General features: G+C 51.4%; 19 protein-coding genes and 2 pseudogenes. 12 read left to right on the top strand and 9 right to left on the bottom strand.

The features are described 5' to 3' along the window. Positions 1 to 531 precede the first annotated feature (531 nt). The 4 genes from MON40_RS07345 to csx16 form a co-directional block, all read right to left on the bottom strand. On the bottom strand, positions 532 to 1,812 hold the full coding sequence (locus MON40_RS07345; RefSeq protein ID WP_049225897.1) for a PDDEXK family nuclease: 1,281 nt from the start codon (positions 1,810 to 1,812) through the stop codon (positions 532 to 534). 69 nt (positions 1,813 to 1,881) lie between these two features. Continuing rightward, positions 1,882 to 4,512, bottom strand: coding sequence for a tetratricopeptide repeat protein (locus MON40_RS07340; RefSeq protein ID WP_242925840.1), 2,631 nt, complete (start codon positions 4,510 to 4,512; stop codon positions 1,882 to 1,884). Positions 4,513 to 4,569: 57 nt separating this feature from the next. Next, positions 4,570 to 5,742, bottom strand: coding sequence for a CRISPR-associated ring nuclease Csm6 (gene csm6, locus MON40_RS07335; protein WP_003778846.1), 1,173 nt, complete (start codon positions 5,740 to 5,742; stop codon positions 4,570 to 4,572). Between the two features lie 40 nt (positions 5,743 to 5,782). Then, positions 5,783 to 6,082 (bottom strand): CRISPR-associated protein Csx16, encoded by a 300-nt coding sequence (csx16, locus tag MON40_RS07330; protein WP_003778845.1) that lies wholly within the window; start codon positions 6,080 to 6,082, stop codon positions 5,783 to 5,785. A 122-nt stretch (positions 6,083 to 6,204) separates the two neighbouring features. Between csx16 and MON40_RS07325 the strand changes: the two genes are divergently transcribed. From MON40_RS07325 to MON40_RS07305, 5 genes and pseudogenes are all read left to right on the top strand, one after another. Next, positions 6,205 to 7,212, top strand: coding sequence for an IS5 family transposase (locus MON40_RS07325; protein WP_242925839.1), 1,008 nt, complete (start codon positions 6,205 to 6,207; stop codon positions 7,210 to 7,212). 461 nt (positions 7,213 to 7,673) lie between these two features. Continuing rightward, positions 7,674 to 8,099 (top strand): annotated as a pseudogene (locus MON40_RS07320) (dioxygenase family protein); the annotation flags it as partial. 51 nt (positions 8,100 to 8,150) lie between these two features. Then, positions 8,151 to 8,998 (top strand): IS630 family transposase gene (locus MON40_RS07315; protein WP_242925838.1). Its coding sequence is split into 2 segments (ribosomal slippage): positions 8,151 to 8,466 and positions 8,466 to 8,998, totalling 849 coding nucleotides; the frame shifts between segments, so codons are not numbered across the junction. Position 8,999: 1 nt separating this feature from the next. Further along, positions 9,000 to 9,350: pseudogene (locus MON40_RS07310) on the top strand (dioxygenase); the annotation flags it as partial. A gap of 23 nt (positions 9,351 to 9,373) precedes the next feature. Further along, positions 9,374 to 9,571 (top strand): hypothetical protein, encoded by a 198-nt coding sequence (locus tag MON40_RS07305; RefSeq protein WP_003778841.1) that lies wholly within the window; start codon positions 9,374 to 9,376, stop codon positions 9,569 to 9,571. Between the two features lie 121 nt (positions 9,572 to 9,692). On the opposite strand, the gene MON40_RS07300 is transcribed toward MON40_RS07305, so the two are convergent. Beyond that, positions 9,693 to 10,559, bottom strand: coding sequence for a LysR family transcriptional regulator (locus MON40_RS07300; RefSeq protein ID WP_003778839.1), 867 nt, complete (start codon positions 10,557 to 10,559; stop codon positions 9,693 to 9,695). Between the two features lie 107 nt (positions 10,560 to 10,666). Here MON40_RS07300 and MON40_RS13550 point away from each other — a divergent pair, with 107 nt between their 5' ends. Further along, the gene (locus MON40_RS13550) at positions 10,667 to 10,978 is read left to right on the top strand and encodes a hypothetical protein (protein ID WP_003778836.1); all 312 of its coding nucleotides are present in this window, start codon (positions 10,667 to 10,669) and stop codon (positions 10,976 to 10,978) included. 100 nt (positions 10,979 to 11,078) lie between these two features. Continuing rightward, positions 11,079 to 11,759, top strand: coding sequence for a type 1 glutamine amidotransferase domain-containing protein (locus MON40_RS07290; RefSeq protein ID WP_003778834.1), 681 nt, complete (start codon positions 11,079 to 11,081; stop codon positions 11,757 to 11,759). Between the two features lie 84 nt (positions 11,760 to 11,843). Here MON40_RS07290 and MON40_RS07285 read toward each other — a convergent pair whose 3' ends face one another. Then, on the bottom strand, positions 11,844 to 12,341 hold the full coding sequence (locus MON40_RS07285; protein ID WP_003778832.1) for a MarR family winged helix-turn-helix transcriptional regulator: 498 nt from the start codon (positions 12,339 to 12,341) through the stop codon (positions 11,844 to 11,846). A gap of 103 nt (positions 12,342 to 12,444) precedes the next feature. On the opposite strand from MON40_RS07285, the gene MON40_RS07280 reads away from it, so the two are divergent. The 3 genes from MON40_RS07280 to MON40_RS07270 all read left to right on the top strand — a co-directional run bounded on the left by MON40_RS07280 (position 12,445) and on the right by MON40_RS07270 (position 14,378). Further along, positions 12,445 to 13,110: an NAD(P)H-dependent oxidoreductase gene (locus tag MON40_RS07280; RefSeq protein ID WP_003778831.1), complete on the top strand. Its 666-nt coding sequence runs from the start codon at positions 12,445 to 12,447 to the stop codon at positions 13,108 to 13,110. Between the two features lie 43 nt (positions 13,111 to 13,153). Beyond that, entirely contained in the window at positions 13,154 to 13,822 is a 669-nt protein-coding gene (locus MON40_RS07275; RefSeq protein WP_003778830.1) for a glutathione S-transferase, read from the top strand. 91 nt (positions 13,823 to 13,913) lie between these two features. Further along, positions 13,914 to 14,378, top strand: a complete 465-nt coding sequence (locus tag MON40_RS07270) for a carboxymuconolactone decarboxylase family protein (RefSeq protein ID WP_039863076.1) — start codon at positions 13,914 to 13,916, stop codon at positions 14,376 to 14,378. Between the two features lie 87 nt (positions 14,379 to 14,465). Here MON40_RS07270 and MON40_RS07265 read toward each other — a convergent pair whose 3' ends face one another. Beyond that, positions 14,466 to 14,828, bottom strand: coding sequence for a nuclear transport factor 2 family protein (locus tag MON40_RS07265; protein WP_003778828.1), 363 nt, complete (start codon positions 14,826 to 14,828; stop codon positions 14,466 to 14,468). A gap of 204 nt (positions 14,829 to 15,032) precedes the next feature. On the opposite strand from MON40_RS07265, the gene MON40_RS07260 reads away from it, so the two are divergent. Then, positions 15,033 to 16,040, top strand: a complete 1,008-nt coding sequence (locus MON40_RS07260) for an IS5 family transposase (RefSeq protein WP_242925836.1) — start codon at positions 15,033 to 15,035, stop codon at positions 16,038 to 16,040. Between the two features lie 242 nt (positions 16,041 to 16,282). On the opposite strand, the gene MON40_RS07255 is transcribed toward MON40_RS07260, so the two are convergent. Both MON40_RS07255 and MON40_RS07250 read right to left on the bottom strand, forming a co-directional pair. Next, a complete protein-coding gene (locus MON40_RS07255) occupies positions 16,283 to 17,971 on the bottom strand; it encodes a cation acetate symporter (RefSeq protein WP_039863073.1) in 1,689 nt (562 codons plus the stop codon). Positions 17,972 to 18,081: 110 nt separating this feature from the next. Continuing rightward, entirely contained in the window at positions 18,082 to 18,444 is a 363-nt protein-coding gene (locus tag MON40_RS07250; RefSeq protein WP_003778821.1) for a DUF485 domain-containing protein, read from the bottom strand. Positions 18,445 to 18,800: 356 nt separating this feature from the next. Between MON40_RS07250 and MON40_RS07245 the strand changes: the two genes are divergently transcribed. Then, the gene (locus MON40_RS07245) at positions 18,801 to 19,697 is read left to right on the top strand and encodes a LysR family transcriptional regulator (protein WP_003755169.1); all 897 of its coding nucleotides are present in this window, start codon (positions 18,801 to 18,803) and stop codon (positions 19,695 to 19,697) included. The last annotated feature ends 8 nt before the right edge of the window (positions 19,698 to 19,705 follow it).

The following is a 19,705-nucleotide window of genomic DNA, read 5'->3' as shown; positions in this document are numbered from 1 at the left end:
AGGTTTTCCGATATTTTCAGACGACCTTGGTTTGAGGTCGTCTGAAAAGCTTGAAAGACTGATAAGTGGAGCAAGTCTTCCGACTGTACTGACGGGCGATACACGATTGGCGTGTGAGTCTTAATCCCCGATGAGTGGGGTAAGTCTTCCGACCAAAGGAACTGAGTTGGTAAAGCTCACCAGTTCGTCTTAATCCCCGATAAGTGGGGCAAGTCTTCCGACAAATTTCGAAATCAATCCAGCTCGTATCATCTCGTCTTAATCCCCGATTAGTGGGGCAAGTCTTCCGACTGCACTCGGTCAAAAAATTTCATTATTTTCAATCTTCTATATAGTTAAGAAAAGTTAGTATTTTTCCTTAACTAACAAAGACATTATTTAATAAAACCTTAACTGAAAAGAGCAGCCGAAAGACAGACTTTTCGCTATCCGTCGGAAAACTTGTGTTGCGGATTATAGCCGTCTGCTTTGCATTTCACAATGTTTTTTAACGTTTTCAGACGACGTTTCCATGGTCAAGAAACTTCGATGTCAGCTTGTCAGGGCTTTCAGCGCTTCTTTGTCGCGGGCGATGATGATTTGGATGTTTTTGGCGGCGCAGTTGCGCTCGAATTCCGTCCATTGTGGTTTTTTACGTTCTTCTTTTTGGTAATCATTTTGGATTTTGGGCGACAAAATCAGGACGCGGCGTACTTTGCCCATGTTGAGGCTTTGGTCGATCACTTGCCTTAGCGGGTCTGCCAGCTTGCTTTCGGAGCTTAAATCGGATTTGAGTTCGCAAAAAATCAGTTGGTTTTTACGGAACAGCAAAATGTCGGTTTCGTTGCCCTGACTTTCTCCTTGTATCAGTTGCAAACCTGTCTCCAGTTCTTCGTCTTTTACGCCGTTTTCTTTAAACCATGTGTAAATGAGTTGTTCAAACCAGTCGCCGCTTATCCATTTTCTCCAGTCGTGAATTTGTCGGGCTATTTGGCTGTTTTTGTTGTATTTGGTGGGCAGGATCAGTCCTTTTTCGTCCAGGCGGATGCGGTCTTGCGGGTCAAGCAGGTTGATCAGCCTTTGAAGGAAGGGTTTGAGTTCGTCGGGTTGTGCAAGCCCGAACTCTTGCCATTCGAGCAGGATTTCTTTTTGGTCTTTGGAATATTTTTGTGTCCATGCGTTTTCCAATACGGGCATAACGGCGGGGAAGAGGTTGCCGTTTTCTGGCTGCTGCATGCTTTGGGCGGCAAAACGCATTTGGGCAAGGGGCAGGCTGTCGGGATGTTTGGCAATGGGGTTGGGGTTGTGTTTTTTGATTTCGTCGGCGTAGAGTTTCAAGCTGTCGCGCAGGGAGAATCGGTCGGATAGGACGATTTCGCCCAGAAATGCCAGGTTGTCGGGATTGAGGCGGTCTATGTGGATTTGGTTGCTGTCGCGTTGGAAGGCTTGGTAGTGCAGCTCCTGCCATATGCCGGTTTGGGCGGCGAGCAGTTGGGACAGGATTTTTGTGCCGCCTGTGATGTTGAGTATGGCGTTGTTTGCAATGTGGTGTTCGGCGCAGTAGGCTTTGAAGACGGTGTCGAGCCACATTTGGATTTCTTCGGTTCGTTCGCCGATGAGTTGGCTGTCGCTTTGAAAGCCGATTTCGTGGATTTTGCCGTTAAATTGTTCGCTTTGCTCGAGCGTGTTTTTGAAACGGGTGTGTGCGTTTTTACCGGCTATCCAGCCGGTGACGATGAGATGGACGTTTTGGGGCCGTAAATCGAGGCAGGCGCGGTATTCGGCGATGTTGTGTTCGGAAAGGATGATGAAGTAGTGTGGAATTTGGGACATGGCGGTCTCGCTTTGTTTGAGAGATTCGGTTTGCTTGAAAAAGGGCGTGTTGTGTCGGTATGTGCTTTTTTATTTGAAGTTAAAAGGCAGGCAGGCTTTCAGCGCGGCAAGCAGTTTTTCGGGTTGTGCTTCGCTTTTCTGCAAGGTCTGTAAGGCTGCGTGCGGCGCTTGGGGGAACGCGGTTTTCAGACGAGCAGCTTCGGCGGCAATGGGGTAGGGGCTGGATTTGCCCAGTCCGAGCCGTTCTGCCAATACGGCAGTCGTCAGCGCAATCCATTGCAGGGTCAGGCCGTCTGCTTCTTCGTCTAGGGCATGGTTAAAGGCTTCGATGGCAATGATGTCGTTGCCTGCAAAATGCGCCAACCAGCCGCGCCACAGGTGGATAAGCTGCCATGGGTGTCCTGCTTCGCTTTGCCAGTGGGCTTGATTGTACAAATAGGTTTTTTGCGCGGATGCGGTTTGCTGCGGATAGGCGGCAAGCAGGCGCAATAAGGCATGATGGGTAAAGCGGTCGTCCGGGCTGATTGAAAATTTGTTGGCGGCTTTGTCTAAATCGCTGCCGAAAACAGATGTGGCGAGCGGCTGTATGTTTTCCCATGTTTCGCCTGCGTCCAGGGCGTTGTGCAGCCGGTATAGGCGGGTTTGACGGATGTCTTTTTGTGCCGCGTCAGGGTCGGATAGTTTTTCAAATGTTTCAAGTGCTTGGGTAAAAAATGATGCGGCAGCTTGGTGTTCGCCCGAGAAGGCGTGTATCTGTCCCATGCCTGATAGAAGCCTGCCGTATTGCTGCCGACCGACGGCAATTTCAGGCAGTTTGAGCGCGTGTTCCAGAATTTGTTTGGCGTAGTCGAATTCGTATATGTTGGTGGTGGCTACCGCCAGGCGGTTGTATACCTGCGCGACTTCGGGTGCGGCTTCGTATTTCAGTTGGTTGCCCAAATCAAGCAGGTTTTGTATGGCTTCCAGACGCATTCTGCCCTGATGGTTGTCGGCGGCAAGCCGGGCTGCTTGAAAACGCAGTTGTAATAGTGGCGGCAGTTTGTTGTCTGCCGGGGCGTAGGTTTGCAGCCAGCCTAAGATTTCATCTAGGGCTTGGGGGTGGTAGTCTTTTTCGTTTAGGCGTTGGCGGACTGTTTGCAGGTAGTTTTGCCAGATTTCGGGCTGTGTTTGGCAGCGTTCGCCCAATTGCTGCATGGCTTCGCGTAAGAGGCTGTGTTCGGGTTCACCGGACAGGGCGCAGACTGCTTGAAACCAGTCGTGCGACGACAGGGCAGTTTTGCCATCGAGTGCGGCATAAATGCGTTCTAAATCGCCGCTTTCCGGGGTAAGGAAACAATGTCCTTTGAATTTGGCTCTTATCAAACGTTGTTTGGCGGACGAACCGCCCCAGCAGTGCGCCAGTGCATCAACATGGGCGAGATAGGGGTGTTTGCCTTTGGGGGCGATTTCCAGCGACAGGAGCAGCTGGCTGAAACGGGCTTCGTCTATGCTTTGCAATTCGCTTAACAGCAGTTGTTTTAAAACCTGCAAGTCGGTGTCGGCATTAAAGCCGCCGCGTTGTTCGATAAATACGTGTACCTGCTTGCTGCCTTCGTTGGGTAGCGGCAGCAGGCGCAAGGCAAGTTGCAGTAAACGGTACACACCGCTAAACCAACGCGGGCGGTTGAATGAAAGCGGGTCTTTGGCCGTAATGCCCAATACGCCTACCGATTGCGAGAGGATGTTGTTGATGACTTTGTCCAGCAGCTCGGGCTTTTCTTCAGCGGCGTGGAATGTTTCGGGCAGTTTGTCCAATTTGGCTCTGCCTTGCGGAATGGCAAGCGCGACATAGCGGCCTAAGCTGTAGTCGTCGATGGATAAATCCTCCGCCTGCTCAAATTCCATGCCTGTTTCGTCAATGACGATTTCCCAGTTGGAATGTGCTGGCAGGTGGCGAAGGCTGTTGGGATGATGTTGGGTAAATTGGGGTGGTCGTACCAGGCAGCCTTGTGTGGGCGTGAAGGATTTTCTCTTGTCTTTATTGTTGTTGAGCTTGCCCAGTTTGATGGCTAAGTGTTTTTTGATGCGTTGGCTTAGTTCGGGGCGGGCTTGCTGCTCATTAAACCAAGCGTTTAGAGCTGTCTGGTTGTCTTTTTTGAATAGGGTTTCTAATTCTTGCGTCAGCTGATAGGCGTGTTCGCCCTGTTTCTTGTTTTTTTGAGCGGAGTTTGACAATTCAGTACCACGCTGTGCCGCAAGGTAAAGCAGTTCGTTTACTTTTTCTTGATAGTCTTTGTTGTCTAAGCCCCAGGCGGCGAATTTGAATATTTCAAACAATAGTGTGTTGTCTGTCATGTTACCAGGCGGATTACTGGACTGTTTGATTTGTATTTGTTGGGGAGGGGTTGTTACTGCCTGTTGTTCTTTTTTAGGCTGTTCGCGGGTAGATAACAGCTGATTGAAATCTACAGATTGCCGTGTTTGTCCGTCCAGCCACTGTTGTCTGCCCTGTGAGATGAAAAAGCGGCTTTGGGAAAAACGCTGCCATGCCGCACTTAATAATGGAACGGGCGTCTCGGGCAAGCACAAAATGCAATCGGCTGCTTGGAAGCGGTTTAGGCGCTCTGATGTGTTTGCAAATTGAATGCCGTATCGTTGCCAATCGGGAATGGCGGAGGCCAGTTGCTCGGCAGTGCAGAGGGCAATGATGGTTTGGGACATGTAAGACTCCATGTAAAAGTGGAAATAGGGCTGGCAGCTTAAAAAAATGATTTTTTGTTACCCTACAATTTCAATTTTTTCGACCGGCATTTTTAAATAATATGTAGGCGTTGTTTTGCGCGTACCTGTGCTAAATACGCCGTATTGTTCTGCAACGTATTCTGAAAAGTTCTCCATTAAGATGAGACGGAGTTTGGAAGGTAGTTCGCGCAAACTTTGCAATGCGCTATTGCGCGCCTGCTCTAACAGCTCTTGACGATTCGGAGCATTTTTGAGAGATGGTTCGTTGATTTGCATGATGTCCCAATAGCATGTTTGAAAATCATCCAGTTCCGGATATACGCCAAGCTGCCATTTGTTGTTTTTAATGTTGTCATAGCAGGCTGCTTGGTTTATCAGCTTGATGCTTTTATTTTGCAAATGAAACCGCGCTAATGCGGCATAGGCAAAAAAGTAGCGTTTGTCGGCTATTTTAATGGGTTTGTCCTGCCCAAGTTGAATGGTGCAATTTTTGATATTTAAAATGATGCGGTCAGCTTTTAAATTGTTTTGTAGGAGTTGTACTGCTTCAGAGTAGCTCACATTATTCTGCGCCAAATTTGGCAAACCGTAACTCATGCGTACAAACGGAATTTCTGCCTGCATTACTTTGGCTTCACGAGTGTTAATGGTTTCTGTACAATTGGGGTCGTACGGCTTTTTGGAAATATAGTTGTCGTAATGGGTCGGATAGAAAAAAAGCGGGTTGTTTTCAAATCCTTCGGTAACCAGGACGTGCGACAGCTTATCCTGCGGACGACCAAACAAAGATAGTGCGTAACCAATATAAAATCCCATGGATTTTCGTCCGCCTGCGATGGAAACGTGTAGCTCGGTCTTATCATCGGCGCATTGTTGGCGGATAAAATTCACAATCATATCCGCTGCCAAATTGTTTTCTTCAGGTGTGCGGATATCACTCAGTTTTTCACCGCCAGTATCGTGGATAACATGGATATTCCGTTCGCCGAACTGAATTTCAGGCAGATTGTAATCTTTGCAAAGGCGCGTGAAAAAGCCGTCTTCCCCAAGCAAATTACGAACGATATTGTTGTAGCCGGTTTGTGTGGTCAGTACAAAAATTTCATCAGGCAGCCAATTTTGCTGCGTATACAGGGCATAGACGGTTTCGGTCAAAATTTGTGGCGACATGCCTGTAACGGCGATTAAGATTTTGCGTTTTTGTCTCATTGCATTTTCTGGATCAATGTTTTTCAGGAAACTTGAAGTTTTATTCGGAGATTTTTTTGACTTCAAACCGCTGTAAAGTTGCGCCTGCGGCAGACATGGCTGCGACAGTATGTTCATTGCCGCGTTCGGCAAATTGTTGGGGCAACATTAAAAAATAAAGCTTGGCACCACGACTGCACACTTCCGCAGCCAAGTGCAAAGGCAGTGTTCCTAAAACCACATCACCCGCTTGAATTCTTGTTGCGTCCAGGTGTGGGGTAAATTCATCTATCTGCCATTGAGGTTGCTGCTTTATCCATTCAATTGCGCCTAGATGTCGCGAGACGAAGTAGGTAGTCATGTATTCTCCTTTTGATCAATATACTATTCTAATGCAGAGAATTTGAGGTTGGGTAGAGGGAGACCTTTGCAAAATTCCCCTAAATCCCCTAAATTCCCATCAAGACATTTAGGGGATTTCTCATGAGCACTTTCTTCCAGCAAACCGCACAAGCCATGATCGCCAAACACATCGACCGCTTCCCATTATTGAAGTTGGATCAGGTGATTGATTGGCAGCCGATCGAACAATACCTGAATCGTCAAAGAACCCGTTACCTCCGAGACCACCGCGGCCGTCCCGCCTATCCCCTGTTGTCCATGTTCAAAGCCGTCCTGCTCGGACAATGGCACAGCCTCTCCGATCCCGAACTCGAACACAGCCTCATCACCCGCATCGATTTCAACCTGTTTTGCCGTTTTGACGAACTGAGCATCCCCGATTACAGCACCTTATGCCGCTACCGCAACTGGCTGGCGCAGGACGACACCCTGTCCGAATTGCTCAAACTGATTAACTGCCAACTGACCGAAAAAAACCTAAAAGTAGAGAAGGCATCCGCCGCCGTCGTTGACGCCACCATTATTCAGACTGCCGGCAGCAAACAGCGTCAGGCCATAGAAGTCGATGAGGAAGGACAAATCAGCGGTCAAACCACACCGAGCAAAGACAAAGATGCCCGCTGGACAAAGAAAAACGGCCTCTACAAACTCGGTTACAAACAACATACCCGTACCGATGAGGAAGGCTATATCGAGAAACTGCACATCACCCCCGCCAATGTCCATGAGTGCAACCATCTTTCCCCTTTGTTGGAGGGTATTGCCGAAGGTACGACCGTTTATGCCGACAAAGGCTACGACAGCAAGGAAAACCGGCAACATCTGGAAGACCATCAGTTGTTAGACGGCATTATGCGCAAAGCCCAACGCAACCGTCCGCTGACGGAAGCGCAAACCAAACGCAACCGATATTTATCGAAGACCCGTTATGTGGTCGAACAAAGCTTCGGTACACTGCACCGTAAATTCCGCTACGCCCGGGCAGCCTATTTTGGTCTGCTCAAAGTGAGTGCGCAAAGCCATCTGAAGGCGATATGTTTGAACCTGTTGAAAGCAGCTAACAGGCTAAGTGTGCCTGTTGCCGCCTAAAGGGCGGCCCGGATGCCTGATTATTAGGTATCCGGGGAGGATTAAGGGGGCGTTTGGGTAAAATCAGGAGCAATTAGGGGCGAAAACAGCCGAAAACCTGTGTTTGGGTTTCGGCTGTTGGGGGAAAGGCTTTTTTGCAAAGGTCTCTGCCAAGCTGGTACTGACCGCCGAACAAACGGCCGAAATCGAACGCCTGCGGAAGAAACCGGCGTGGATACGCGCGGCGGCTGGGAAGGCGAAGCATAAATCCGTTTTAGCTTCGCAGAAACTCGCTTCGCTTCGTTTTAACTTCGTTGAAGCTGCGCTTTCAGGTAGCCTTTATAAACAACAAAAAATAAAACACAAAAGCCAAAAACCGCCCGATGATTTCCCATTAAGAAAATATATTCTTCTCCAAACGGGATTGTTCGCGCAAAAGTTTCCCGTAAAATCATCCGTTTCAAAACGAATTGGGAAACACCATGAACAAAATGCCCGTATTGTTTGCCGGACACGGCAGCCCGATGAACGCGCTGGACGCAGAAAATCCGTTCAACCAAGGCTTCCGCCGCATTGCGCAGAAATTTGCCAAGCCCAAAGCCATTCTGATGATTTCGGCGCACTGGTACGGCAACCGTTTGCAGGTAACGTCCGGCGAACGCCCCGAAATGATTTACGATTTTTACGGCTTCCCCGCAGCACTCAGCCAAGTGCAATATCCCGCGCCCGGCTCGCCCGAACTGGCGGGGCTGGTGCGCTCGCTGTTGCGACCTGAAAATGTGGAAATGAACCCGGAACGCGGCTTCGACCACGGCGCGTGGGCGGTGCTGAAACACTTGTATTCCGAAGCCGACATTCCCGTGGTGCAGCTCAGCCTGAACCTGATGCAGCCTGCACAATGGCATTTTATAATTAATTAAAAACAAAATAGTACAATACTCAACTTTGAAGGTTTAACCATGGCATACTCTGCGGACTTAAGAAACAAAGCTTTAAACTATTACGAACAATGCAAAAACATCAGCCAAACCGCAGCAACGTTTAACTTGTCAAGAAACACGCTTTACCTGTGGATTCGCCTTAAAAAGCAAACAGGCAGCCTAAAACATCAAGTTACCGGTCTGAATGCCGTCAAATTGGATAGGCAAAAACTGGCTCAATATGTTGGGCAACACCCAGATGCCTATCTGCATGAAATCGCCAAACATTTTGATTGTACGCCAGCCGCCGTTTGCTATGCACTCAAACAGATGGGGATGACGCGCAAAAAAAGACCACCACTTACAAAGAACAAGACCCGGCCAAAGTAACGCATTATTTGACACAGCTGGCCGAATTTTCCGACTACCAACGCGTTTATTTGGATGAAACAGGATTTGACCGCTACCTGTTCCGTCCCTATGCCCGTAGCCTGAGAGGGCAAATAGTGAAAGCGCAGATAAGTGGGAAAAGATACCGACGCTTATCTCTGGTGTCCGCACAAGTCGGCAACCGGCTGATTGCTCCGATGGTTTATCAAAATACGATGACCGGAGTCTTTTTTGAAGCGTGGTTTCAGCAATGCCTACTGCCCGCATTGACTCAAAAATCGGTGATTATTTTAGATAATGCACGATTTCACCGTATGGGTGTCTTACGGGAAATGGCGGAAAAATGGGGACATAAGGTATTGCCTCTTGCACCTTATTCACCTGAGCTCAACCCGATTGAGAAGGTGTGGGCAAATATTAAGCGGTATCTGCGAACCGTATTGTCTGATTACGCCCGATTTGACGATGCGCTACTGTCTTATTTTGATTTTAATTGACTATAATTTGGCGAAAAAACTCGCCCCGCTGCGCGAACAGGGCGTGCTGGTGGTCGGCAGCGGCAACATCGTGCACAACCTGCGCGCCATGCGCCGCGAACCCGCCGCGGGCTACGACTGGGCAATAGACTTCCGCAATGCCGTCAACCGCGCCCTTGCCGCGCAGGACAACGACACGCTGGTGCATTACGAACGGCTGGGGGACGCCGCCGAGCTCTCCGTGCCGTCGCCCGAACACTACCTGCCGCTGCTCTACACCGCCGCGCTGCGCGAACCGCAGGACGATATGGAAATATTCAATGACGAACTCGCCTTCGGCTCGATCAGCATGACTTCCGTTTTAATAGGGTAAGAGGCCATGATAAACAACGCGGGTTGGAAACCCTGCGCGCCTGCCCAAAAGCCCGCTACGAAGACGGCTTAGACACGGCGAAATCGGACGTATTGGCTGACGTATTGCGACAAATCGGCTGCACGCAGGCAGCGGAAATCCTGACCAACTCCGCCACCGAAGCGCAAGCCAAGCAGCGCATTGCCGAAGGCGCAGATTGCTTCGGACAGTTTGGGCACTGACCGCCATTGTGCTGATGGTTTCCAGCAACCGATCCGCCGAAGGAAAAGGACTAGGGCGAAAGCAGTATCGCCCAAACGCAAAAGCAGCCTGCACTTTGAAATTGAAGTGCAGGCTGCTTTTTCATATTGCCGACAAGTGTTCCAACACCTCCGCGAAGTAATTCGCCACCGCCCTGACGCTGGAGCTACGGCGTACGTCTTCGTGCATGACCAGAAAGAGTTCCGACGAGAATTCGGGCGGCGGCTTATCCGGATTGAGTGAGACGGGATGCAGCCTGTCAGCGGGGAAAACGGCGAAATCAGGCAGGATACCGATGCCGATTTGTTCGCACACGGCTTGTTTGACGGCGGCGAAGTCGTTGCTGGCGAAGGAAATGTCGGCATCTTCGCCGATTTGTTCGGCAAACCAGCGGGAAAAACGGGTGTTTACGGCAATTTGCACGAAACGCCAGTCTTCGCGGCGGATGGTTTTCAGGTAGCCTTCATGGCCGTAGATGCGGTAGGAGAAATGGGCGATGCGGCGCACGGCAAGGTCGTTTTGGGTGGGGCGGACGAGGCGCAGGGCGATGTCGGCTTGACGGCCGTGCAAGTCGGCGAGTGCGGCATCACTTTGAATGATAAGACGTATATCGTTGTGTTTGCGGTAGAAATCGGCAATGTGGGGCATCAGCAGGAGTCGGGCGACGAATGGCGGTGCGGAAATGACGACGCTGTGCCGCAGCTCGGCCTGTTCGCGTGCAGTACGCTGCAACATGCTCATATCTTTGCAGATTTCGCAGGCATGGCGGTAAAGTCGTTCGCCTTCGGGGGTGAGCAGGTAGCGTTTGCCGATGCGGTCAAACAGGCGCAGGCCGAGTGCGTTTTCCAGCTGGGCGATTTGCCGCGAAACGGTGCTGTGCTGCACGCCCAGGTGTTCGGCAGCGGCGGTAAGGGTTTGTTTTTCCACGAGGGTGGTGAAGTGGCGGATGCCGTTCCAGTCCCAATCCATTATTGCTTCCTTTGTGCATTTTTTAGCTGTGTTTGCCAATTTATCTTATTTTCGTGTTTTTATAAACGGTTTAAACTGCACGATATGGATTTTTTGAGGGGAGCGAGATGAAAAAATTGCCGAAAAAATACGCGGGCGTACTGTTTTCTTTTTACGCTTCGACGGTGATGGTGCGCGGTGCTGGTGGCGCTGAATACCGGCATCGACGCGGGCTACCTGCAGCGCTTGTTGAAATCATATTTGATTACTTGGCCGGTGGCATTCGCCAGCCTGCTCGGCGTGCGGCCGTTGGTGGTGAAATGGGTGGCGGCTTCGGTGGCGGATTGAGGCTACCTGAAAACATGAATAAAGCAGTGACAACCCCAGTTGCATCAAAGTGTAGGCTGCTTTCAGCTTCACAAAAGCGCCGCTTTTCATAGACAAACTAATATTGTTTTTAAATTTCAGACGGCTGAATACAGCCAAAAGCTCCTCTGAAAACCAGCCTTTATTTACCAACCTTGCAGACAGGAGACACACATGTCCGACAAACCCATTCTCTACGTTGTAACCAGCAATGCCGTTAAAGGTGCAAGCGGCCAGCCCACCGGCTTTTGGTTGTCCGAACTCACGCACCCCATGCACGAAACCGAAGCCGCCGGGCACCGAAGCGAAATCGCCGCCATCCGAGCCGGAGTCGCCCCCGTTGATGCCGACAGCCTGAATATGGATGACCCCGTGAACGCCCATTACTGGCAGCAAACTGACCTGCAACAACGTTTGCAAGCTGCGCCCGGGCTGGGCGGTCTGAACGGCGCGGACTATTCCGCCATTCTGTTTACCGGCGGCTACGGTACGATGTGGGATTTCCGCGAAAGCCTTGACGCGCAACGCCTTATCCGCGAAGTGTACGAAAACGGCGGTATCGTTGCCGCCGTCTGCCACGGCCCTGCCGCGCTGGTGGACGCGAAACTTTCTAATGGCGAATATCTGGTCAGCGGCAAAAACGTTGCCGCTTTCACCAACGCCGAAGAAGAAGCAACGGGCGGAGCTAAAATCGTCCCCTTCCTGCTGGAAACCGCGCTCGTTGAACACGGCGCAAAACACCATGCCGCGCCGAACTGGGCGGAAAACGTGGTGGTGGACGGCCGTCTGATTACCGGTCAAAACCCGGCATCCGCCAAAGGCGTAGGGGTGGCGTTGGCAAAGGCATTGGGTTGATGAAGTGAAAAAAGCAGCCTGCACTTTGGAAATTGAAGTGCAGGCTGCTTTTTATTGTGCCGACTTTATGTTTTCAGACGGCCTTCACGTTTCCAAAGCCCCCAACCACGCCGCCAATCCTTGTTCGAGTTGCGTGCGGGTGTCCGCATCCAGCTTTTCCAGCAGCCGCTTTTCGTTTTCCACATGCGGGAACACGGCTTTTTCAATTAAGTCTTTGCCTTTATCCGTCAGGCGGACCAGCAGGCTGCGGGCATCGTCCGGGTTGGGCAGACGGTCGATTAGCCCTTGGTTTTCCAAGTTTTTCAGGCGCGTGGTCATGGTACCTGATGTTACCATCAGCGAAGAGAACAACTCGGTCGGGGTCAACGTATAAGGCGCGCCACTGCGGCGCAAAGTGGCCAGCACATCGAACGAGCCTTCGGTTAAACCATATTCTCCGTAAACTTTTTCCAATTCGCGCGCGATGAAGGCAGCGGCACGTTTCAGACGGCCGATTAACAGCATATTTTCGGCGGCCAATTCAGGCAGTTCCTGCTTCCATTGGGCAACGGCGTGGGCGGCTGCATCAAGGTGTTCGGTCATAGAATGCTCCGTTCGGTTTAAATGGCGATTATTTTATCTTGACTTCAAGCTAATCTCCATTTATATTTAACTTGAATTCAAGATAATTTTACTAGAGAAAACTATGTTTGCCGATAAACAAACTGTTTTAAACGCCTTCCGTTTCCGCCACGCCTGCAAAAGTTATGATGCGGCGAAGAAAATCCCTGCCGATGATTTTGCTTATATTTTGGAAACCGCACGCCTGTCGCCCAGTTCGTTCGGGCTGGAACCTTGGCGGTTTTTGGTGGTGCAAAACCGTACTCTGCGCCAAGAGTTGCGCGGCATCGCATGGGGCGCGGCGGAAAAAATCATGGATTGCAGCCATTTTGTGATTTTGTTGGCGCGCACGCAGGCTGCCATGCAGGCGGATTATCAGGAAAAAATCTGGGGCGATGTGCATGGAATGCCGCCTGAAACCGTTGGAATGATGCAAAAATTTTTCAAACAGTTTGCCGAAACCGATTTTGCCATTGCCGATAATCCGCACGCATTTAACGATTGGGCAGCCAAGCAAACCTATATCGCGTTGGCAAACATGATGACTGCCGCCGCGTTGATTGGTGTGGATTCCACGCCGATGGAAGGCTTTCAAAAAGAAAATGTGGAAAAGTTGCTGTCCGGCAAAGGCTTCATCAATCTTGACGAATACCGCGTCAGTGTTATGGCGGCATTTGGCTATCGCACAGGCGAACCCAAGCGCGCCAAAACACGGCAGGCAGTAGAAGATGTGGTTGATTGGATTGAATAATTCATCCATACTACCGTTTTGCTGCACACATAAAGGAAACGCCATGATTACCCTTTACGCACTCACCCAATCCCGCGCTTACCGCATCGCCTGGCTGCTGGAACACCTCGGATTGGATTACCACGCCGAAATTGTCCGCCGTAACGAACAAACCCAACTCGCGCCGGAAAGCCTGCGCTCAATCCACCCACTCGGTAAATCGCCGCTGTTGCAGGACGGCAGCCTTATCTTGCCCGAAAGCGGCGCGATTGTGGAATACCTGATTGCCACGTATGACAAAACAGGCAGTCTGCGCCCCGCCGCCGACAGCCCGAATTACCCCGACTACCTATTTTGGTTGCACTACGCCGAAGGATCACTGATGCCGCTTTTGGTCATGTCGCTGGTGTTTCGTAAGATAGACCAAAACCCGATGCCGTTTTTTGCGAAGCCGATTGCCCGCAAGATTACCGATGGGGCACGCAGGAATTTCCTGAATCCGCAACTCGAACTGCACCTTGGATTCGTCGAACAGAAATTGCAGGGCAAAACCGCATGGCTGCTGGGCGACACACTCACTGGCGCGGACATCATGATGAGCTTCCCGCTGCAAGCCGCCGTGTCGCGCACCGAATTAAACCTGCCGAACATTACCGCCTATGTGCGCCGCATCGAAAGTCATCCCGACTATCAAAAAGCGGAAGCCAGGCTGGGCAAACTGACGCTGTTGTAACCAAGGCCGTCTGAAAAGCAGCCTGCACTTGAAGAAGAAAGTTCCGGCAGGCCAAATTTCCCACCCGCTTATTCATTTATTTGGAGAACTTATGCGCTTACACTATTCCCAATATGCCCTTGACACCTATAAGGCACTGCTGGCCTTGGAAGCCAGCCTCACGCTGGATAGTACCCTGAAAGATTTGGTGAAACTACGCGTTTCACAAATCAACGGCTGCGCTTTTTGTGTCGATATGCACGTTAAAGAAGCCAAGCTGCACGGCGAGCGCGAACTGCGCCTGCACCATTTGGCCGTTTGGCACGAATCCACCCTGTTTACCAAAAAAGAACGGGCCGCGCTGCAATGGGCGGAAAACCTGACCCGCATCTCCGAACGGGGTATTCACGATGCGGACTACGCAGCGGTACGCGCTCATTTTGATGAAGAAGAACTGGTGGCGTTGACCCATGTCATCAACACCATCAACGTCTGGAACCGCCTGAATGTGGCTTTTGCCACTCCGGCGGGCAGCATGGACGGTCTGATGGGATTGGAGAAGGCAGGACTGATTTAGCCTGGCCTACAAGCCGAACGTGCAAAAAAGCAGCCTGCACTTGAAATTTCCCAAGTGCAGGCTGCCTGAAACCCATCGAGCTTCGCCTTATGCGGCGTTGTTGTTCATCGTCCAGCAGTCGGTGATTTTGCCGTCTTTGACTTTCAGGAAATCCGTGCCGACTTTGACGGCGGTTTTGTCGCCGAGCGTGGCGGTAACGCGCCAATAGGCGGAAATCATGTCGCCGTCGCAAAACGGGCCGAGCACGAGTTCGTAATGCAAATCGGCTTTGGCGCGGATGGTGGCAATCCAGGCCTTCGCGCTGGCAATGTCGGTAACGGGTGCGGGCGGCGGGGTGGAGTCGGCGGTCAGGTGCGCTTTGAAATGGGGCGACAACAGTTCGTCGGCAATATCGAGATGGCCGTTCCACATCTGCGTCCATGCGGTGTAGATTTTGTGTGCGTCGGTCATGTTTTATCTCCTAATGTATTGGATTACAATGAATATCGCTGCCTGGCGGCTGTGCCATAATGCGGTGAAACGAAGCTGCCGTCAAGGCGGGGCGGCGAAGCAATAAGGCTTTCAGACGGCCTTCGGACAGATATTCAGGCCGAGACCTTTGCAAAATTCCCCAAAATCCCCTAAATTCCCACCAAGACATTTAGGGGATTTTCCATGAGCACCTTCTTCCAGCAAACCGCACAAGCCATGATTGCCAAACACATCGACCGCTTTCCACTGTTGAAGTTGGATCAGGTGATTGATTGGCAACCGATCGAGCAATACCTGAATCGTCAAAGAACCCGTTACCTCCGAGACCATCGCGGCCGTCCCGCCTATCCCCTGTTGTCCATGTTCAAAGCCGTCCTGCTCGGACAATGGCACAGCCTCTCCGATCCCGAACTCGAACACAGCCTCATCACCCGCATCGATTTCAACCTGTTTTGCCGTTTTGACGAACTGAGCATCCCCGATTACAGCACCTTATGCCGCTACCGCAACTGGCTGGCGCAAGACGATACCCTGTCCGAATTGCTCAAACTGATCAACCGACAACTGGCCGAAAAAAACCTAAAAGTAGAGAAGGCATCTGCCGCCGTCATTGATGCCACCATTATTCAGACTGGCGGCAGCAAACAGCGTCAGGCCATAGAAGTCGACGAGGAAGGACAAGTCAGCGGCCAAACCACACCGAGTAAGGATAAAGATGCCCGCTGGACAAAGAAAAACGGCCTCTACAAACTCGGTTACAAACAACATACCCGTACCGATGAGGAAGGCTATATCGAGAAACTGCACATCACCCCCGCCAATACCCATGAGTGCAACCATCTTTCCCCTTTGTTGGAGAGTATTGCCGAAGGTACGACCGTTTATGCCGACAAAGGCTACGACAGCAAGGAAAACCGGCAACATCTGGAAGACCATCAGTTGTTAGACGGCATTATGCGCAAAGCCCAACGCAACCGTCCGCTGACGGAAGCACAAACCAAACGCAACCGATATTTATCGAAGACCCGTTATGTGGTCGAACAAAGCTTCGGTACGCTGCACCGTAAATTCCGCTACGCCCGGGCAGCCTATTTTGGTCTGCTCAAAGTGAGTGCGCAAAGTCATCTGAAAGCGATGTGTTTGAACCTGTTGAAAGCGGCTAACAGGCTAAGTGTGCCTGTTGCTGCCTAAAAGGCGGCCCGGATGCCTGATTATCGGGTATCCGGGGAGGATTAAGGGGGCATTTGGGTAAAATCAGGAGCAATTAGGGGCGAAAACAGCCGAAAACCTGTGTTTGGGTTTTGGCTGTTGGGGGAAAAGGAATTTTGCAAAGGTCTCTATATCATTAATACAGCCAAAAACCGACATAGGTCAAACAACAAGATGAAAAACCGATACAGGCCGTCTGAAAAAACAGCCTGCAAAAACGGAAATCAATGATCGCTTGCTTCGGCTGCGCCCATACCCGTCATCGAACGGACATACTGAGCGTTAAAACCCGCCTTGTCGCAGCCGGCCTGTTCCGATTTGTCGGCCAGCGACACCAGCCAGGCCACGATAAAGGCCAGCGGGATGGTAAACAGCGCGGGATTACCGTAGGGGAAGACGGGTTTGTCGTGATGCAGCACACTCACCCACACGGTCGGGCCCAGCAAAATCAGCACCAAGGCGCCGAGCAGCCCCGCGAAACCGCCCGCAATCGCCCCGCGCGTGGTCAGTCCCTTCCAAAACATACTGAGCATCAGCACGGGGAAATTGGCCGATGCCGCCAACGCGAAAGCCAACCCGACCATAAAGGCAACATTCTGATTCTCAAAGGCTGCCCCGAACAAAATAGCCACGATGCCCAAAGTCAGCGTGGCCGCCTTGGAAACCCGCATCTCCTCGTGCTGCGTGGCCTTACCTTTGCGGATGACTGAAGCATACAGATCATGGCTTACAGCCGATGCGCCCGAAAGCGTCAGCCCCGCCACCACCGCCAAAATTGTGGCAAAGGCGACGGCCGAAATGAAGCCCAGCAGCAAATCGCCACCCGTGGCTCCCGCCAAGTGCACCGCCGCCATATTTGTGCCGCCCACCATTTCGTACACGCTTTTGCCTTCTTTGACAACCTGCGTGAAAAACTGCGGGTTATCGCGGCTCAGGAAAATAATCGCGCCAAAGCCGATGATAATCGTCAGCAGGTAGAAATAACCGATAAGCCCCGTAGCCACCACCACCGACTTGCGTGCTTCTCGCGCATCAGGCACGGTGAAAAAGCGCATCAGAATGTGCGGCAGCCCGGCCGTGCCGAACATCAGTGCGAAACCGAGCGACAGCGCGTCCGCCGGGTTTTTGACCAGCCCGCCGGGCGACATGATTGCCTCGCCCTTTTCATGCGCCGATACGGCCTGGCCGAACATGGTTTCCAGATTGAACCCCGCATGTTGCAACACAAAAAACGCCATCAGCGTCGCCCCGCCCAGCAGCAACACCGCCTTAATCATCTGAACCCATGTCGTTGCCAGCATCCCGCCGAACAGCACATAGGCCACCATCAGCACGCCCACCAGTATCACGGCGGAAAGGTAGCTCATGCCGAACAAAAGCTGAATCAGCTTGCCCGCACCCACCACCTGCGCGATTAAATAAAGAATCACCACCAAAAGCGAACCTGCGGCAGAAAACACCCTCACCGGCGTTTGTTTCAGGCGGTAGGCGGCCACATCCGAAAACGTGTACCGTCCCAGATTACGCAGCCGCTCAGCCACTAAAAACAGCACAACAGGCCAGCCGACCAAAAAGCCCGTGGAATAAATCAGCCCGTCGTAGCCGCTGGTAAACACCATTGCCGAAATGCCGAGAAAAGACGCGGCGGACATATAGTCGCCCGCAATCGCCAGCCCGTTCTGCGTGCCGGAAATCCCGCCGCCGCCCGTATAGAAATCCTTGGCCGAACGGTTTTGCCGTGCCGCCCACTTGGTAATCAGCAGCGTGCTGCCGACAAAGACGAAAAACATCACGATGGCCGTCCAATTGGTCGCCTGCCGCTGCACGTCGCCCGTCAGCGCGTCCGCATACGCCGCATTCGCAAATATCGGCGAAATGAAATATGATATTGTTTTTATGTATATTTTTTTCATCGGAATTTCCTTAATGGTTGAAACTGAGCCCTTTGGGGCAGTAGAATCTGGATTTTTTGTAACAACAGGCGTTATCCCTTTCCAATCGGACAGGTACATGAAGCTGTGCCTTATGCATGTTCCTGTACGTTAGTACAGGATGCATCCCCCTGAACTTCACGTACCACCTCCCGCGTGGTTTTTTCGAAATAGCCGTTGGCCAACCACACATACGTCAGTGTAATAAGGAAGGAAAATACAATAACGGCGATGCCGGCGTAGATGCCCCAAGTGGTAACGCCTCCTTCGGAAACTTTGCGTCCCAAAAGGTCGGGGCGCGTGCCGATGATCCAGATGAAGGCCGTGTAAACGGAAAACATTACTGCCGAAAACGACCAGCCCAGCAACGACTTCTGCAGCGCCATTTTTTGGAATTTCGGATTATTCAGGATTTCAGCCGTTAATCTGGCCTCTTCCGTAGATGATTTGTCCATCGGTTTGCTCCTTATGTAGGGGTTATTTAATTGCGAAGCGGCAGCCCGCCGAGATATTAAATGTCCAAGCCGCACCCGATGCCAATCGCAAATTCTGATTAAGCCTATCCGGACTACCTATGGCTTGATTCAATTTAATGAATATAAAAGAAAAAATTTTAAAAACGATATTTTTGGCGCGGTAATTGCAAATTTGGATAAGGATTATCAAAAAGGTTGATACCTAATAAGGCCGAAGTAATTCGGTTTCTGAGTAGTTAATTGATTTTAAATAAGAAAATTCAAACAAATGCACAGATAAACATGGGCAAAACAGACAGAACGCTGCCCTCTATCTGTAGAAAAAAGAAGAATATATGGATATCAATCAATTGCGCGCCTTTATCACTGTGGCGCATACGCAAAATCTGACACAGGCCGCCGAAAGGCTGTTTTTGTCGCAACCGGCCGTTTCCGCCCAAATCAAGGCCATAGAAAGCGACGTCGGTACGCCGCTTTTCATCCGCACCAGCAACGGTATGCAGCTTACCCGCGCAGGCGAAGTGCTGCTGCCCGAAGCCGAAGCCCTGATGCAGCACAAGCACCGTTTGGAAAAGTTTGCCGAAACGCTGTCGGAACACTTCGTCTCCCATGCGCAGCTCGGCCTGATCCACCCCATAGCATCACACAAGGTAACCGAACTGACCCGCCTGATCCAACAGCGCAGTCCCGATGTGCAACTTCACATCCAATACGGTATGAGCGGCGAAATTTTGGAACGCCTGACCGCAAAGCGGCTGCACGGCGGTTTTTTCCTCGGCAACATAGAAGGACGCAGCCTGCAATGCCGTTTCCTGCAAAACATCGCCTACGCCTTGATTTGCCCGGATGGGGAAGAAGATAAGTTGCGGCGCGGTTTGCCCAAAAGCCTGAATGACTACACTTGGATAGAGATGTCCGGCATATCCGGCAGCCACAAAAACCTACAGCAGTTCTGGCACCGCCACAAGCTGTCGCCCAAAAAGCAGATCATCTGCGATTATCCTCAAACCATTATCGACTTGGTCGCCGATGGTGCGGGACTGGCCATGGTGCCCAAACATACCGCCAAAGCCGCCCGCACACAAGGCAAACCCGTCGCCCTGATAGACGAATTCGAACAAAGCCTGCCGCTGCATTTCGTTTATCTGGACGAATATGGCACCGACCACGCCCTATTGTTGCTGCTGGATTGTGTGTTGGAAGTTTGGCAGGCCGAAATCGGCAAAGCCTGACCAACCCC

Origin of the sequence: Neisseria macacae ATCC 33926, from assembly GCF_022749495.1 — a bacterium.
Taxonomy (GTDB): domain Bacteria; phylum Pseudomonadota; class Gammaproteobacteria; order Burkholderiales; family Neisseriaceae; genus Neisseria; species Neisseria macacae.
This window is presented reverse-complemented; position numbering and strand designations above follow the sequence as displayed.